General features: G+C 69.2%; 15 protein-coding genes and 3 pseudogenes. 12 read left to right on the forward strand and 6 right to left on the reverse strand.

The window, feature by feature from the left end; all coding sequences use genetic code 11:
- The first annotated feature begins 40 nt into the window (after positions 1 to 40).
- Positions 41 to 663: pseudogene (locus tag JAP66_RS22185) on the forward strand (DUF2267 domain-containing protein).
- Between the two features lie 46 nt (positions 664 to 709).
- Here the strand turns inward: JAP66_RS22185 and JAP66_RS22190 are convergent.
- A complete protein-coding gene (locus JAP66_RS22190) occupies positions 710 to 937 on the reverse strand; it encodes a hypothetical protein (RefSeq protein WP_199433745.1) in 228 nt (75 codons plus the stop codon).
- Between the two features lie 435 nt (positions 938 to 1,372).
- On the opposite strand from JAP66_RS22190, the gene JAP66_RS22195 reads away from it, so the two are divergent.
- From JAP66_RS22195 to JAP66_RS33005, 3 genes are read left to right on the forward strand one after another with little or no spacing between them, the layout of a single operon-like run.
- On the forward strand, positions 1,373 to 3,946 hold the full coding sequence (locus JAP66_RS22195; protein WP_199433746.1) for a glycoside hydrolase family 65 protein: 2,574 nt from the start codon (positions 1,373 to 1,375) through the stop codon (positions 3,944 to 3,946).
- Entirely contained in the window at positions 3,874 to 4,032 is a 159-nt protein-coding gene (locus tag JAP66_RS33565) for a DUF302 domain-containing protein (protein ID WP_504957349.1), read from the forward strand. The genes JAP66_RS22195 and JAP66_RS33565 overlap by 73 nt, the downstream gene beginning before the upstream one ends.
- A complete protein-coding gene (locus tag JAP66_RS33005) occupies positions 4,029 to 4,301 on the forward strand; it encodes a DUF302 domain-containing protein (RefSeq protein ID WP_307849679.1) in 273 nt (90 codons plus the stop codon). The genes JAP66_RS33565 and JAP66_RS33005 overlap by 4 nt, the downstream gene beginning before the upstream one ends.
- 117 nt (positions 4,302 to 4,418) lie before the next feature.
- Here the strand turns inward: JAP66_RS33005 and JAP66_RS22205 are convergent, their stop codons facing one another.
- Complete coding sequence (locus JAP66_RS22205; protein WP_235999249.1) at positions 4,419 to 4,691, reverse strand: hypothetical protein; 273 nt, start codon at positions 4,689 to 4,691, stop codon at positions 4,419 to 4,421.
- Positions 4,692 to 4,956: 265 nt separating this feature from the next.
- Complete coding sequence (locus JAP66_RS22210; RefSeq protein WP_199433748.1) at positions 4,957 to 5,943, reverse strand: DUF6119 family protein; 987 nt, start codon at positions 5,941 to 5,943, stop codon at positions 4,957 to 4,959.
- A gap of 816 nt (positions 5,944 to 6,759) precedes the next feature.
- Here JAP66_RS22210 and JAP66_RS33275 point away from each other — a divergent pair.
- The 8 genes and pseudogenes from JAP66_RS33275 to JAP66_RS33280 all read left to right on the forward strand — a co-directional run.
- Positions 6,760 to 6,873, forward strand: a pseudogene (locus JAP66_RS33275) (hypothetical protein); the annotation flags it as partial.
- 61 nt (positions 6,874 to 6,934) lie between these two features.
- On the forward strand, positions 6,935 to 7,096 hold the full coding sequence (locus tag JAP66_RS32300; RefSeq protein WP_235999253.1) for a hypothetical protein: 162 nt from the start codon (positions 6,935 to 6,937) through the stop codon (positions 7,094 to 7,096).
- A 461-nt stretch (positions 7,097 to 7,557) separates the two neighbouring features.
- Entirely contained in the window at positions 7,558 to 7,773 is a 216-nt protein-coding gene (locus tag JAP66_RS32305; RefSeq protein ID WP_235999255.1) for an SHOCT domain-containing protein, read from the forward strand.
- Positions 7,770 to 8,387: a hypothetical protein gene (locus JAP66_RS22220; protein ID WP_199433750.1), complete on the forward strand. Its 618-nt coding sequence runs from the start codon at positions 7,770 to 7,772 to the stop codon at positions 8,385 to 8,387. Before JAP66_RS32305 ends, JAP66_RS22220 begins: the two co-directional genes overlap by 4 nt.
- A gap of 37 nt (positions 8,388 to 8,424) precedes the next feature.
- Positions 8,425 to 8,700, forward strand: coding sequence for a DsrE family protein (locus JAP66_RS32310; RefSeq protein ID WP_199433751.1), 276 nt, complete (start codon positions 8,425 to 8,427; stop codon positions 8,698 to 8,700).
- A complete protein-coding gene (locus JAP66_RS32750; protein WP_210770500.1) occupies positions 8,667 to 8,777 on the forward strand; it encodes a DsrE family protein in 111 nt (36 codons plus the stop codon). Before JAP66_RS32310 ends, JAP66_RS32750 begins: the two co-directional genes overlap by 34 nt.
- Positions 8,778 to 9,225: 448 nt before the next feature.
- On the forward strand, positions 9,226 to 9,687 hold the full coding sequence (locus JAP66_RS22235) for a universal stress protein (protein WP_199433752.1): 462 nt from the start codon (positions 9,226 to 9,228) through the stop codon (positions 9,685 to 9,687).
- Between the two features lie 497 nt (positions 9,688 to 10,184).
- A pseudogene (locus JAP66_RS33280) lies at positions 10,185 to 10,783 on the forward strand (MFS transporter).
- Between the two features lie 199 nt (positions 10,784 to 10,982).
- Here JAP66_RS33280 and JAP66_RS22250 read toward each other — a convergent pair.
- The 3 genes from JAP66_RS22250 to JAP66_RS22260 all read right to left on the reverse strand — a co-directional run bounded on the left by JAP66_RS22250 (position 10,983) and on the right by JAP66_RS22260 (position 14,851).
- Complete coding sequence (locus JAP66_RS22250) at positions 10,983 to 13,277, reverse strand: heavy metal translocating P-type ATPase (protein ID WP_235999295.1); 2,295 nt, start codon at positions 13,275 to 13,277, stop codon at positions 10,983 to 10,985.
- A 511-nt stretch (positions 13,278 to 13,788) separates the two neighbouring features.
- Positions 13,789 to 13,962, reverse strand: coding sequence for a DUF8730 family Cys-rich protein (locus JAP66_RS22255; protein ID WP_199433753.1), 174 nt, complete (start codon positions 13,960 to 13,962; stop codon positions 13,789 to 13,791).
- A 19-nt stretch (positions 13,963 to 13,981) separates the two neighbouring features.
- Positions 13,982 to 14,851: a sulfite exporter TauE/SafE family protein gene (locus JAP66_RS22260; protein ID WP_199433824.1), complete on the reverse strand. Its 870-nt coding sequence runs from the start codon at positions 14,849 to 14,851 to the stop codon at positions 13,982 to 13,984.
- Between the last annotated feature and the right edge of the window lie 29 nt (positions 14,852 to 14,880).

Here is a 14,880-nt window from a genome sequence, read left to right on the forward strand (position 1 = left end):
CGCGAGACCAGGCCACATCGCCTCCACGCGGGAGGACACCATGCCACACAATAGCGATCCCTTCGCCCGTGCCCAGAACAGCGCCCACGAGTGGCTGGCAACCGTCGCCGACGCGCTGGGTACCCGCGATCGCCGCTACACCTACCGGATGCTGCGAGCGTGGCTGCACGCGATGCGCGACCGGCTCACCGTCGAGGCCGTAGCTCATTTCGGCGCCCAGCTGCCCGACCTGTTGCGCGGCATTTTCTACGACGGTTGGGTACCAGCCGGATACCGGTGCGCTACGGCGTCGCGGAGTGCCTCGACAGGATCTCGACCGAGGCCACCGTGCGCCGCGCTGACGTTAGGCAGGCCATCAGCGGGGTGTCCACCGGCCTGACGGAGCTGCTCTCCCCCGGCGCGCTGGAGCACGCGCTGGAGCAACTGCCGAAAGACCTGCGTGGCCTGTTCGCCGGTGAACAGCGGCCCCTCACGCCTCAGCCGCCCGACCCGGGCCTCGATGACCGGCTGCGTGGCATGAAAGAGGACATCGAACGTCTCGCCGATGCTGTCTCCGCCCTTGCCCTGGGGCTGCACGAGCACCCCGCCGACCAGCCACTCGGCCGACGTGGCGCGGAGGCCGCGCAGGCGGTCAACCGAATCATGCTCACCCGGCAGTCCTGAACCGCCTCAGCGGTACGCCGCCGACCAGTGATGACGAACAACGCCGTCATGTGGCCGTGTCCGGCTCTATGCCCTGCTGCTGGTCTTCGGATGCCGCGTCGCCGGTGTCTTCGTCTCCCTCGGCGTGATGCGCGCTGTGCCGACGCTGCTGCGCCGGTAGATAGCGCTTGATGGTGACCTCCGCGAGTTCGGCCGTCGTGCGTCCGGTACCTGTGTGCTCCTGCGCGGCTTCGCGTGCTTCCCGTGCTGCTCGTGCCTTCTCGATGTCGTTCATGCCACTCACCCCGATCGGGGACCGTCCGGTCCGAGCTTCACCGTCGCGCCACGCGTGGTGCGGCCACTAGTGACCTCCAGCCCCAATCGACGGGACCTGCGCTGCTGCCGGCCGCCGCCGTCCCCGCGTGATACTCGGGTCGTGAGCTGGCAAGTGCGACCCGCTGCCGGGTGGCCGGCTCGAGTCCGCCGCCGGGACGGTGGGTTGATGTGCTTCGATGCGACGCGGATCGAGTCCGGCACTGACAGTCAAGCTCGCCGGCCGCTCGGTGACCAGGGACCAACTGCTCCCTGGTTCGGGTCTTCCGGCCTGCTGCGGGACCCACCACCGGTGTCCATCCTGAGTCAGGAGGAACCCAGGAGGTGATCCCTATGCCGCACCGCGCCGACGCGAGTCTCGTCGTAGGGCGTGTACCGCCGCCGTATCGCGCCGAGCATGACCACTGACGCGCTCACCGATACTGGTGCCCAGACGTTCGGATGCCCGCTGTGCACGTCCACCGCCGCGGGCGGGGAGTGGCTGCTTTCCTATGGTGGCGACAGCCCGGAATCCGTCGCCACCAGGGAGGCGCTGCTCACGCTGGCCAACGGCTATGCCGGTGTCCGGGGCGCCGACCCTGAGTCGGCGGCCGACGGCGTGCACTACCCGGGCACGTATATCGCAGGCCTGTACAACCGGCTGACGTCGACCGTGCAGGGGCAGCAGCGGCAGGACGAGAGCATGGTTAACCTGCCGAACTGGCTGCCGCTGACCTTCCGGGTTGATGGCGGGCCCTGGTTCGGCGCGGGCTATGGGGAGGTGGCCCACCAGCATCTCGCCCTCGACCTGCGGCGCGGCTTGCTCATTCGAGAGGCTGTGGTCACCGACGAGGCGGGCCGATGGACTCGGCTCCGCCAGCGGCGGCTGGTGTCGATGGCCGCGCCGCACATCGCCGCTCTCGAGACCGTTCTGGTACCGGAGAACTGGTCGGGCAGGCTGGAGCTGCGGTCCACCATCGATGGGCGAGTCACCAACCGCAACGTCTCCTCCTTCGCAGAGTTGTCCGACCAGCACCTCGAGGTCATCGAAACCGGGCAGCAGAGTGACGGCGAGCTGGTGTGGCTCCTGGCGCGAACGGTCCAGTCCAAGGTGCGCGTCGCCACGGCCGTACGAACCCAGGTGCGTGGCATCGAGAGCCACCGGCCGTGGCGGCGGCCGGTGGCAGACCCCGGCGTGGTCGGCCACGAGTTCCTGGCCGACGTCGGTGAGGGGCAGGAGCTGACCGTGGACAAGGTCGCCGCCCTGTACATCTCACGGGACCGGGCCATCTCCGAACCGCTGCTCGCCGCGCTGCACGAGAGCAAGGCCGCCGGCCACTTCGAGACGCTGCTCCGGGCGCACGCCGAGGCGTGGGAATACCTGTGGCGCCGCTTCCGGGTCGGCATCCACAACGGCATCGGCGGACAGCTACCGGTCAACTTGCACATGTTCCACGTACTCCAGACGCTGACCGCGCACACCGCGGATCTCGACGTCGGGATCCAGGCCCGCGGCCTGCACGGCGAGGGCTACCGTGGACACGTCTTCTGGGACGAGCTGTTCGTCTTCCCACTGCTGAACTTCCGCATGCCGGAGCTGACTCGGTCGCTGCTGGGCTACCGGCACCGACGGCTGGGCCAGGCCCGTCGGCTGGCCGCCGCCCACGGCCGGCGCGGGGCGCTGTTCCCATGGCAGAGCGGCAGCGACGGCAGCGAGGAGACACCGAGTTCGTTCTTCAACCCACGCTCGGGGCGGTGGATGGCCGACAACTCCCACCGTCAGTACCACGTCAACCTCGCGATCGCCTACAACGTCTGGCAGTACTGGCAGGTCACCGGAGACCTGGCCTTCCTGGCCTCCCACGGCGCGGAGCTGTTGGTCGAGATCGCCAGGTTCTGGGCCAGCCTCGCCGTCCATGAGCCGACCGAGGACCGTTACAACGTACGTGGCGTGATGGGGCCCGACGAGTTCCACGACGGCTACCCGGGCCTACCCGGCCAAGGCATGGACAATGTCGCCTACGTCAATGTCATGGCAGCCTGGGCGCTCACCCGAGCAGTGGAGGCCCACGGGCTACTCGGCTCCGAGTATTGTGCCGAGCTATGGGATCGGCTGGACCTCACCGCCGATGAACTCGCGCACTGGGACCACGTCAGCCGGCGGCTGCGCGTCCCCTTCCTCGGTAACGGTCTGCTCGCCCAGTTCGACGGCTACGAGCAGCTCACGGAACTCGACTGGGAGCACTACCGGGACCGCTACGGCAACATCGGGCGGCTCGACCTCATCCTCGAGGCCGAGGGCGACACCACCAACGGTTACCGGGTCGCCAAGCAGGCCGACGTCCTCATGTTGTTCTACCTGTTCACCGCTGAGGAGCTCACCGAACTCTTCGACCGTCTCGGCTACCGATTCGACCCGGCGACCATTCCGGCCACCGTCGAGTACTACCTCGAACGCACCACACACGGCTCCACGCTCAGCCGGGTCGCCCACGCGTGGGTGCTCGCCCGTACCGATCGGACCCGCTCGTGGCAGCTATTTCGCGACGCGCTCCGGGCCGACCTGGCCGACACCCAGGGTGGCACCACGGGCGAGGGCATCCACCTCGGCGCCATGGCGGCCACGGCCGACATCCTGCAACGCTGCTACACCGGCCTCGAAACACGCGCTGACGTGCTGTGGTTCAACCCGCGGCTGCCGACCGAACTGCGCACTCTCGACCTGGACCTGCACTACCGGGACCAGTGGCTCACCGCTCGCTTCGAGCACACCGAAATGACGCTGCGCGCTATGCCCTGCGCCGCCCGGCCAGTCCGCATCGGGTGGCAGGGCGAGGTCCACGAGCTGGCGCCGGGCGACACCCTCCGACTCAGCCACGATCAGCCCCAATTAACCGCCGAAACGAACAAGGAGTTCCCATGGACATCGGTATCGGCATCCGGCTCACCGCGCCCTTCGCGGAGGTGCTCGCCCAAACGCGCACAGCGTTGAAAGAACAGGGCTTCGGCGTGCTGACCGAGATCGACGTGCAAAGCACCCTGCGGGAGAACTCGGCGAACAGCTGGAGGACTACGTGATCCTGGGCGCCTGCAACCCGCCGCTCGCGCACCGCGCCCTCGCCGTCGACCGGCGAATCGGGCTCCTGCTGCCCTGCAACGTCGTCCTCCGCACCGACGGCGACGACACCATCGTCGAAGCACTCGACCCCGAAATCATGGTGCAGGCCACCGAGGAGCCCGGCTTTGAGCCGATCGCACAGGAAGCCACCCACCGGCTGCGTGCCGCGCTCGACAGCCTCGGGACTTCGGGCCCCGGCAAGGGACCAAGAATGAGACGTCAGTCTTAAGTGCGTCGGCCAAGGGTCGCGCTGGTTGTCCTCAGGCTCGGCCTGGTTGCCAAGTGTGGGGTTCAGTGCGAGCGTCGAAACACCAAGCTTGACCCCGACGCGATCCTTCGACCACCCTCAACGCACGAACTCGATCTTTGACGTGTCTTCCGCCGGGTCGGCAACAGCGATCGGCTCGCGGTTCGGCCGATCCGACAGGCTGATGTGTGCGGCCAGATGTGCGGCTCTGGCGATCGCGTTGTCCGCCGAGACATACCGTTGCTCGGGTTCGAGTTCGCGGATCAGGCCGAGGAGTGCTCCGCCGAGGCGTTCGACCGCCACCCCGACCGCGCGGCGGCGGGGGTTCCGGTCCAGCGGCGCGGTATCCGGCCGCAGGGCCGCGGCCACCACAGCGGCCAGCTGATCGGCCGTCCGCGCGGCGAGCTCTGGAGTGTCCGTCGTGGCAACCATCGTGTCCTCCCGCCCTGCAGTCGATAACCATGCATGGTGTCCTCTGGCCTTTCGACTGTTGGAGGGGCGAAGGTCCTCATCGGCAGGGAACGTGGTCCTTGCGGTTTCGTGTAAGCCAATCCTTCGCGTCGCTCATTCGCGCGGGCCGCCGCCCGTCGAGCGTTCGTCGTGCGACGAACCGCTTGTCACTCCGGCGAGCGGGGCCTCACGGAATGACTGCGATCTTCAGCGGGATGTCGTAGGTGGTGAGCGCGACCCAGGCGCACACGAGCGCGGACCCGGCAAAGGTGAACAGTGTCTCTGGTGTCAATGGCTTGTCTGCGCGATGTATCGCGTACACCAACGTCTGAGGCCGGACATCGAACGCGTTCGCGCTGCGGACCTTGCTGTTCGACAGATCGTGGAAATCGTTCCAGGCCTGCTTATCGAGCAGGCTCTCGATCGCCACCAGCCCTTGCGCGAACAGACGGCTCAACACCGATGAGCCCTTTCTGCTGTCACCTTTCTTGACATGGACGAGTTCGTTGTCCGGGCCGAGCAGATCACATACTTCGAACTCTTTCGGATGTGCCTCGGTTCGGACGAGTTTGCGGTCCAAACAGAGGAATGACTCGTCCCGGTCTGCCACGAACTCGTTGTACGCGGCTTCGGTGATCCTGCCTGTGTCGTCGGCCGGGGCGTCCCGCCAGGCGGGAAGGCGCCACGTTGGCCGGCTGGCGAAGGCCTCGGCAACGACGCGGCCAACATGGCGCCGATACTCGTCCCCCAATTCGTACCATTCACCATCGAGCAGGACGTATCGATACCGCGGGTCCACGACCTCCGCAGCTATCCAATGCAGTGCGGAGGTGTCGTCACCGAGGGCGTCACCGACATCGTCGACGCCTTGAATCCGGCTCGTGCGCAGCGTTCGGAGGTACTCTTCACGCGGACGGGCGAGCAAGCCTTGGCGCAGGTCGTCGATCGTCAGATCGTCTGTGTCGATCGTCGCGTGGCCCACCTGCCCGACGTATGAGCCGACATCCAGTCCTTCGTAGTAGCGCGCCGGGTATGCGACGCCAGCCTCCCCCTTCGCGGGATCGGGGTCCGCGAGGAGGTCGGCGACCGTCGCGTCAAGCACGTCGGTCATTCCGTCACTGCGCGGCAGCCTGCGCACCCGTTGCAGCGACTCCAGACGCGGATCGACCGGCAACTCCCGGGCTCAAGCGAGACAGTTCGCGGAGGCCCGTGGTGAGGTCCTCCGCGTGCACACTCAACGGCACACGCAGACCGTCTCTGCGCTGGAGGGTGAGACGGAAGTTCTTGCGGCCGCCGCGTTGCCGGACATAGGTGAGCTCGAGAGCGCAGTCCTTCCGGGCAACCCCCAACCAACTCGCGAACCAATTCGGCGTGCTCGCGCAGACGAAGGCCCATCTCGTCCGGGTCGAGCGCGCGTACCGCAACAACGCGCAGCCCGAAGTCCGGTCAATCTTGCTCTCCCGCAGATATCGCCATCCGTGCCTGAAAGTCAACGCGTACGTATCGTCGTCAACCCGAACCAGCACGGCAGCCGAGGCGACAAGCCTGGGAACTCCACAGCCACGCCGGTCAACGACCGGACGGCAGGAGCCCAGTCGACTTCCTCCCCTTCGAAGAGTCCGGACGCCAGTCCCCTGGAAGATCGCCAAGTTGAACAGCGACGATGTCGTAGGACGCCGGATCATCGCGAACCTTGTCGGTGAGGAGAAGTGTCAGGTCATCGACCGACCACATCCGGTACACACTCATCGGACGGTTCGCCAATGCCCGCTCAAACCCGGCCTCTCACTCACGCGCTATCTCGGTCACGTCACCTCCACCCCGACCCTATCGTCGCCAGCGGAATGACGGAATCGTGTGCCAGCTGGGTGACATACCCCCGAACGCCTGCCGCTGCTGCCGCTCCTCGGCCCGATCGCCGAAGCCACCGGCCGGTTCGCGTCCCGGTACGGCGCACTGCAGATCCTCACCGGCCATGTGGATTACCAGCATGATCGGCCGACTGCCCGGCTGGCGATCGGTGCTCGCTGTGATCGCGCACCCTGACGACGAGGCCTTCGGCCTCGGCGCGATCCTGGCCGCGTTCACCGCACACGGCAGCAGTGTGTCGGTGCTGTGCTTCACCCACGGGGAAGCCTTCACCTTGCACGGCGTGCGCCGCCGAGTTGACCGCCGCCGACGCCCTCGGCATCGGCGACGTCGAACTGCTCGACTACCCCGATGGGCACCTCGACCAGATCCCGGTAGCCGATCTGGCCGCCCGCGTCACCGCCGCCTCCGCCGCGTCGCCGCGCAGGATCTGGTGGCGTTCGACCCGTCCGGCGTGACCGGGCACCCTGACCACCAACACGCGACCGCCGCCACCGGCCGCGGCCTGCCCGTCCTGGGCTGGACGCTCCCGGCCGACATCGCCGACACACTCAACACCGAACACGGCACCTCGTTCTCCAGCCATCCCGCTTCCGCCATCGACTTCGTCGTGACCGTCGACCGCACCCGGCAACGGGCCGGTGTCGCCTGCCACCCCTCCCAGGCGGTCCCACCAGCGTGCTGTGGCGAAGCCTGGACCTGCTCGGCGACACCGAGCATCTGCGCTGGCTGTATCGCGCCACCGAGCCGCGCCGGTAGGGGACTGGTTCAGCCGCGCGGTGGTGCCGGACGGCCCGCGGGAAGGGGACCAACGCCCCTGACCCGCTATCGGTGTCACCGGCCACCGTGGAAGGCACGACCACATTCCCAGGCAGGGGTGATACCGGTGATGTACGGATATGGGGCTGGCTGGTTCTGGATGGCAGTGATGCCGCTGCTGTGGATCGCGCTGATCGCCGTGATCGTCTGGGCCGCGGTCCGACTCGCCCACCGCGACCACAGCGCACCCGGCCCGCGGGATCGGGAAACGCCGCAGGAGACCTTGGATCGCCGGTTCGCCTCCGGCGAGATCGATACCGACACCTATACCCAGGCCCGCGCCCGCCTGGCCGGGCGGGAACCGGGGTCGCCATGATCTGGCTTCGCCACCGGTGGCTGCCGCTGACCGCGCTCGTCGCCGCGACCACGGCCCTGGTCGCCACGATCCTGTGGGCCGCGTCCGCCACCAGCACCGGCGGGTGGCCAGCCGGCAGCATGATGGGCCCGGCCGGGGACGGGCCGGTGAGCAGCCTGGCCGACGCCCAGACCGCCGCCGGGCGCTTTGCCCAACGGTGGGGACTGCGCGTGGGTGAGGTGATGCAGTTCGACAACGGCTTCTACGCCGAACTGCGCGATCCCGCTGGTAACAGCGCGACCGAGGTGCTCATCGACCCCGACACCGGCACAGTCGGCCTGGAATGGGGGCCGGCGATGATGTGGAACATCGCCTACGGCATGCACCCCGCCGCCCGCGGCACCTGCACCCTCGATCCCGACCAGGCAAAACGCATCGCCGACCAGTGGCTGCAAGGCCACCGGCTCGGCGAACACGCCGACGCGGCCGACGCGTTCCCCGGCTACTACACCCTGCACACCCTCCGGGGTGACCAGGTGGTTGGCATGCTGTCGGTGCACTGTGCCACAGGCTCCGTCTGGCACCACGACTGGCACGGACGCCTGCTCCAGATGCACGAACCCGACACCCAATAGCCACCCAGACCGCCCGCAGCGAAGAAGGAGGGCGGCCGTGAGCGGCACCCTGTTCATTCTCAACGACACGCCGTATGGCACGGAACGCACCTACAACGGGCTGCGCCTAGCCGCCGCGCTGACCAAACGTGGCAACAACGACGTGCGGGTGCTCCTGGTGGGCGACGCGGTCGCCGCAGCGATGGCCGGCCAGAAACTCCCCGACGGCTACTACCACCTCGATCGCATTCTCGCGCCTGCGCCCGCCACGGCGCCGACATCGCCTGCTGCGGTACCTGCATGGACGCACGTGGCATCACCGAGGACATGCTGACGAAGGGCACCCGCCGCTCCGCTCTGGACGAGCTGGCCGACTGGACCGAACAGGCCGACAAGGTCATCACCTTCTAGCACCGCATTCGCGACAGCTTCCTAAATTTAGTTCGGAGCGCCGTTGACACGTGAAGTGTGTTCTTGCGGGAACACCTTGGTGATGGCTTACGAAGACGCCGACACTAACCGCTGGCGCTCACTCCGTGGCACGAGCAGAAGGCCAATTCACCATCGCAGGCGGCCGGTGGCCGCTGGTCAGCCCGCGCTGACGATAGGCGTTACGCGGGTGACGGCCCGGACACGCGCAGCGCACGCCGACTCGGTGTCGGCACCGCAGTTGCCCTGCTGGCCATCGACCTCCACTACGTTCCCGCCGCACGCATCGCAAGGCATTCCCGCTCGACTGTGCAGGCGGCCTTCGCCGGACGGAGTGATGGCACGAGGTCCTCGGAGATCGGGCCGAAGGTCACTGTGGTCGTACACAACCACGTCGGCACTATCGGGGTAACACAAGGAGGAGACCAGTATGAGCGAGGAACGCCCGAACCGGGTGATTGTCGTGGGAGTGGACGGCTCCGCGGGTAGCGCCGATGCGCTGCATTGGGCAGTGCAGCAGGCCAAGGTTAGTGGCGCCCGGGTACGGGCGATCACGGCATGGGAGTTCCCCATGACCTTCGGCTATCCCATCAGCTACACCGACTTCGACTGGGAAGGCGCCGCGAAGCACACGCTCGAAGCCACTGTCGCGAAGGTGGCGGGCTCCGATCCCGATGTGGTCGTCACTCGGGAGGCGCATCGTGGGCACGCCGGGAACGTTCTCGTTGACGCGAGCCACGACGCCGAGCTGCTGGTCGTCGGCAGCCGGGGACATGGCACGGTGGCGGGTATGCTGCTGGGCTCGATCAGCCAGCACTGCGTTCAGCACGCCGCCTGCCCGGTCGTCGTGGTCCGCCCCGAACGGGCCGGCCGCGATGTCGACACGGCATAGCGCGAGGCCGAAATGCGGAAGTTCTCCCTCGACGCTCTCGCCCGCGAGCTGCTCGTGCGAGCCGCGGCCACACCTGGCGGACGTGCCGCGGACACTGTGTACGGCGGACACGAGCACGTACTCCGGCAGACCGTCGTCACGCTCACGGCCGGAAGCCGCCTCGCTGAGCACGAGAACCCGGGTGAGGCGACCTTGTTCGTGCTCAGGGGCTGCGTCGGGCTGCACGCCGGCGACGTGTCGTGGGACGGGGATTCACGGCGACCTTATCGCCGCCCCTCCGTCTCGGCACAGCCTCGAGGCACTGGAGGACTCGGCTGTCCTCTTGACGGCGGCCAAGACGAGTTGACGGCCTCTGCCCGCCGGTGCGATGCGCGGCTGTCGCGGACGGACGGTGCCACACTTGACAAGCCACGGGCCGTACCACGCGGAATGGGACGAGCGAAGTGACCGAAAGGGCCGATCGGCCGGAGTCCGGGCGCGGTGGCAAAGCCTGGCTGATGTTGGGCCTTGCCACCTTGGGCTTCGCACTGAACTTCTGGGCGTGGGCGCTGCTGAGCCCGCTCGCTCCGGGGCTCCAGCAGGAGCTGGCGCTCAGCTCGTTCGAGCAGGCATTGGTTGTCGCCGTTCCGATCGTGTCGGTTCGCTCGGGCGGGTTCCGGTAGGCGCGCTCACCGATCGCTTCGGTGGCCGCCTGATGTTCCCGCTCGTCTCGGCGGCCACGATCGTGCCGGTGCTGTTCCTCGGGCTAGCCGGGCAGAACTCGCTCGCCGCGCTGCTCGTCGGCGGTTTCTTCCTCGGTCTCGGTGGCACCGCCTTCGCGATCGGCGTGCCCTATGTCAGCTCTTGGTTCCCGCCGTGGTTCCGGTCTATCCTCACTCTCCAGCCAGAACCGCATCTGATGGCGAGCGCCACGCTCGGATTCCAGCTGCACGCGCTCGCCGCCTTCGCCTTGTTCGCGTTCTGGCCGTTCAGCCGCCTCGTGCACGTCTTCTCGATGCCCCTGGGCTACCTCACTCGGCCCTACATCGTCTACCGCAGCCGCGATACCCAACTCGGCACCCGCCGGCCACCACGCGGCTGGGAACGTGTCCGCTGACCACCAGCACAGGGGTTTGGCCAGCCCTGCGCGGCACCGCGCGAACGACCATATGTTGCTCGCCGGCCAAGGAACGGCCCACCAGGCGGGTTTCCGGGGACCTGCCTGCCGCCTCCTGGTCATCGCCCGTGAGGGCCTCGTCCCGCTCCGCGTGCCGCGCTTGATGGAGGTGTCGGCGAGTTCACCGTGTGTGCGGTCGTCATGACGACCGGGTTCCCCTGCCTGCAGGGGAACCCGGACCCGGTCCTGGGCGCCCGGCGGCGAGCGTGAAGAACGCTTCCTCCTCCTGAGCGAAATGCAGCGTGAGGATCGCGTCGATACCGTACAGGGTCGCGCGCAGGTCGTCGATCTGATCCGGCTGGATCGCCTCCGGTGCCTCGGCCAGATGCCGTTCGAGCCGGTGTGCGAGCCGGTCGATCTCCGCGTGCGCACGGCTCATCGTGACCGTCCCTTCCGGACTCCCGAGCACGCCGGCCAGCGCCGGATACAGCTCGGTCTCCTCGGCCCGCTCGTGTGGCAGCAGCTGTTCGGTAAGCAGCCGGCACGCCCGGCGCACCGCGGCGTCCGCATCCGGTCCCGCCCCTGCGGCCAGCGCGTCGGCGGCCTGCCGCACCGCGGCGCGCGCCGGCGCGAGCGGCTCGTGCTCGTCGGCGAACCGGCGCAGCAGCTCATCGGCCTCGTCATGCCGACGACGGATCGGGGCCTGCAGCGCGCGGAGGGCGTTGCCGATCACCGCGACGTCGATACCCTCCTGGAGGATCGCGCCCGCGACGGGGAGCAGCCAGCCGGCGGCTGCGGCGAGCATCGCGAGCACCGACAGCGCCGTGCCGGCTCCCGCGCTCTGCAGTGCGATCCGGCGCGTTCGCCGCGCGATCTCCATGGCGTCGGCGAGCCGGTCGATGCGGTCGTCGACGATGACGGCATCCGCGGCTTGCACGGCGGCCGTCGAGCCGCGCGAGCCGAGCGCGATTCCGACGTCGGCCGCGGCCAGCGCGGGGGCGTCGTTGACCCCGTCACCGACCATGACCGTCATGCTGCGCTCCCGCTCCGCTCGCACGCGCGCGATCTTCTCAGCCGGGCTCGCGCCGGCCTGGACCTCGTCGAGCGCGAGCATCCGCGCGACGTCCTCGGCGTTGTCCACGCGGTCGCCCGTGAGCAGCAGTATGCGTTCGAGCCCGGCCGCCCGTAGCCGCCGCATCGTGCGCGCCGCATCGGCGCGGATGCGGTCCCGGACCAGCAGAGCGGCCGCCGGCGAGCCGTCGATCTCGACCCACACCACGGTCGCGAGGTCCAGCCTGCCCCTGCGTGCCGCGGTCCTCGCCCAGCCGGGCAGGTGGGTGCCCTCGGGCAGGCGCCCCACCCGGACCGCCCGGCCTTCGACCAGCCCGGCCGCGCCCCGTCCTGGCTCTTCGGTGACGCCTTCGGCGGCCGCGGAACACACACCTGCCCGCCGCGCAGCCCTGACCACCGCGCCCGCCAGGACATGGGGCGAGAACTGCTCGACCCCGGACGCGAGCCGCAGTACGTGTTCCGGCGTCAATCCGGCCGCGCACACGACGTCGGTCACCTCGGGCCTGCCCCAGGTAACCGTGCCGGTCTTGTCCATGACCACCGACTTGGCCTGGCCCAACAACTCAAGCGCCGCACCGCCCTTAGCGACCAGCCCAGACCGGGACATCCGCGACATCCCGCCGGTGACCGCGATCGGCACGGCCAGCAGCAACGGGCACGGCGTGGCGGTGACCAGCACGGCGACCGCGCGCACCGGCTCGCCGCTGACCGCCCATGCGGTCACGGCGATACCGAGCGCCAGCGGCAGGAACCACACCGCCACGCGGTCGGCGATCCGCGCGACCGGGGCGGTGGCAGCGGCTGCCTCCTCTGCAAGCCGCACCACCCCGGCGTACGTGCTGCCGGCCACCGTCGCCGATGCCCGCAGGTCCACCGCCGCGCCCGCGTTCACGACCCCGCTGCGTACCGGGTCTCCCGCCGCGCGCCCCACCAATGCTGACTCTCCGGTCAGCGCCGACTCGTCGAACAGACCGTCCCCAATGCACACGCCGTCCACCGGGACGATCTCCCCGGGCAGCACCACGACCCGGTCGCCAGTGCGGACGGAATCCGCCTCGATGGTGTCGACCCGGCTGTCCCGGCGCACGTGCACCAGCCTCGGCGCCCGGTCCAGCAGGGCGGAGACATCCCGCCGCGCCCGTCGCCCGGCCGCCGCTTCGAGCAGGCGCCCGGTGGCCACCATGAGCGCGACAACGCCGCCCGCCAGGAACTCGCCGAACACCAGGGTGCTGACGAGCGCCAGCACGGAGAGCGAGTCGGCCCCGTAACGGCGCCTGCGCAAGTCGACGGCGACCCACCAGACGGCCGGAAGCAACGTCAACGCGGTCGCACCCGCCCACGTGAGCCGCGCCGCCGTCTCGTCGAAAGGCCATGCGATGCCACCGCCCGCGAGCAGCACGGTGACCGCAGCGAGCAGCAACATCTCTCGAGACAGGAGTTGCTTCACCCGGCCAACGCTAGCGACCACGACGCGTAAGCGACGAGAGCCCATCGGCCAGGTCACGGAGAGACCTTCGGCTCCTGACGCGACCCGCCACGCCAGACATGTCCGACGTCCTGGGTAGCCTCGGCCAAGTTCCGGCCTTGCGGATGGGCAGCCAGCGGAGCGCGCGTAGAAGGTTGGCCAAGGACGTCGCCGCCGCGGACAACTTCCTCTGTGTCCGATCCCAGGCTGGCCGCAGCCGAGTGCGCCGCACAGTGCAGAAGGTCCCAGCCGGTCGGGGCGCTGGAGGGCGGGGGCTGCGGCGTGTGGAGACGCCGCAGCAGTCGCCGTCTGGCGGATCGATAATCACACCCATGCCCGAGCGACCGCTTCGCCCGCCGCAGGTCGGTCCGATTCTCGTCACCGGTACGTGCATCCGGCGGCTCTTCGATGCTCCGGCCCCATCCTCGCCGAAGCGGGCATGAAGCTGGCAGGGGACCAGATGCACGGCTCACGCAGACCAGCGGCCGAACAGTCGCCACCGCCTCCGTTGCTGCCGCGGCGTGTCCTGCTCGCAGGAGCAGCGCCGGGACGGCGGGACGTCGCCGAGCACCTGCTCGACGTGGCGGCCGCAGCCGCGGTAGGTGGGCTTCCCGCACCGGGAGCAGACGGCTCGCTGGCACATGTGTCGTTTCCTTTCCGAATCAACCGGGGACAGAACTGCGGTGATGCCGCCTGCGGTAGGCGAGCCAGGCTCCGGCCGAAACGGCGGCGAGCACGGCGAGAGCGATCCACACGACGGGCTCGGTGGCGACGGTGTGCCAGACGGCGGCCGGCGCCTGTTGCCCGAGGACGAAGCCGCCCATCACGATGACGAACCAGCCGAAGCCCTGGCGCAGCACGCTTTCCGGAATACGGCCTGCCAGGCGGCCACCGAGCAGGCCACCGGCGACGGCCGCGGCGGTGACCGCCATCGCGAGCGGCCAGTCGATCTCGACGCTCGCGAGGTATCCGGCGAGTGCCGCGAACGACTTCATCGCGATGACGACGAGCGAGGTGCCGACGGCCACGGCCATGGGCAGGCCGCCGAGCAGGGCCAGCGCGGGCACGACGAGAAACCCGCCACCGGCGCCGACAAGCCCGGTGACGGCCCCGACGACGACACCCTCGACGACGACCACGAGCACGGGAAGCTCACCGTGCGGCTCGCCCCGGCCACCGGACCGTCCGCGGATCATCGCCACGGCGGTGCCGATCATCATAAGCCCGAAGCCGGCCAGCAGCCAGCTGTCCGGGACGAACGCGGCGAGCCTGCCACCGCCGTACGCCCCGGCCATGCCCGCCGCGCCGAACACGAGCCCGGTGCGCCAGCGCACCCGGCCCGCGCGAGCGTGCGAGACCGCGCCGATGGCGCTGGTGACACCGACGACGAACAGGGACAGGGCGATGGCGTGCTTGGCGCCCAGCCCGGCGAGATAGATCAGGATAGGCACGGTCAGGATCGACCCACCGCCGCCGAGCACGCTCAGCGCGAGTCCGACGACCACCGCGGCGGCGAGCGTGAGCACGAGCATCGCGGTCACGTCCGGTCGTCGCGGCCGGC

It is taken from the genome of Qaidamihabitans albus (genome assembly GCF_016464705.1).
In the GTDB taxonomy this organism is placed as follows: domain Bacteria; phylum Actinomycetota; class Actinomycetes; order Mycobacteriales; family Pseudonocardiaceae; genus Qaidamihabitans; species Qaidamihabitans albus.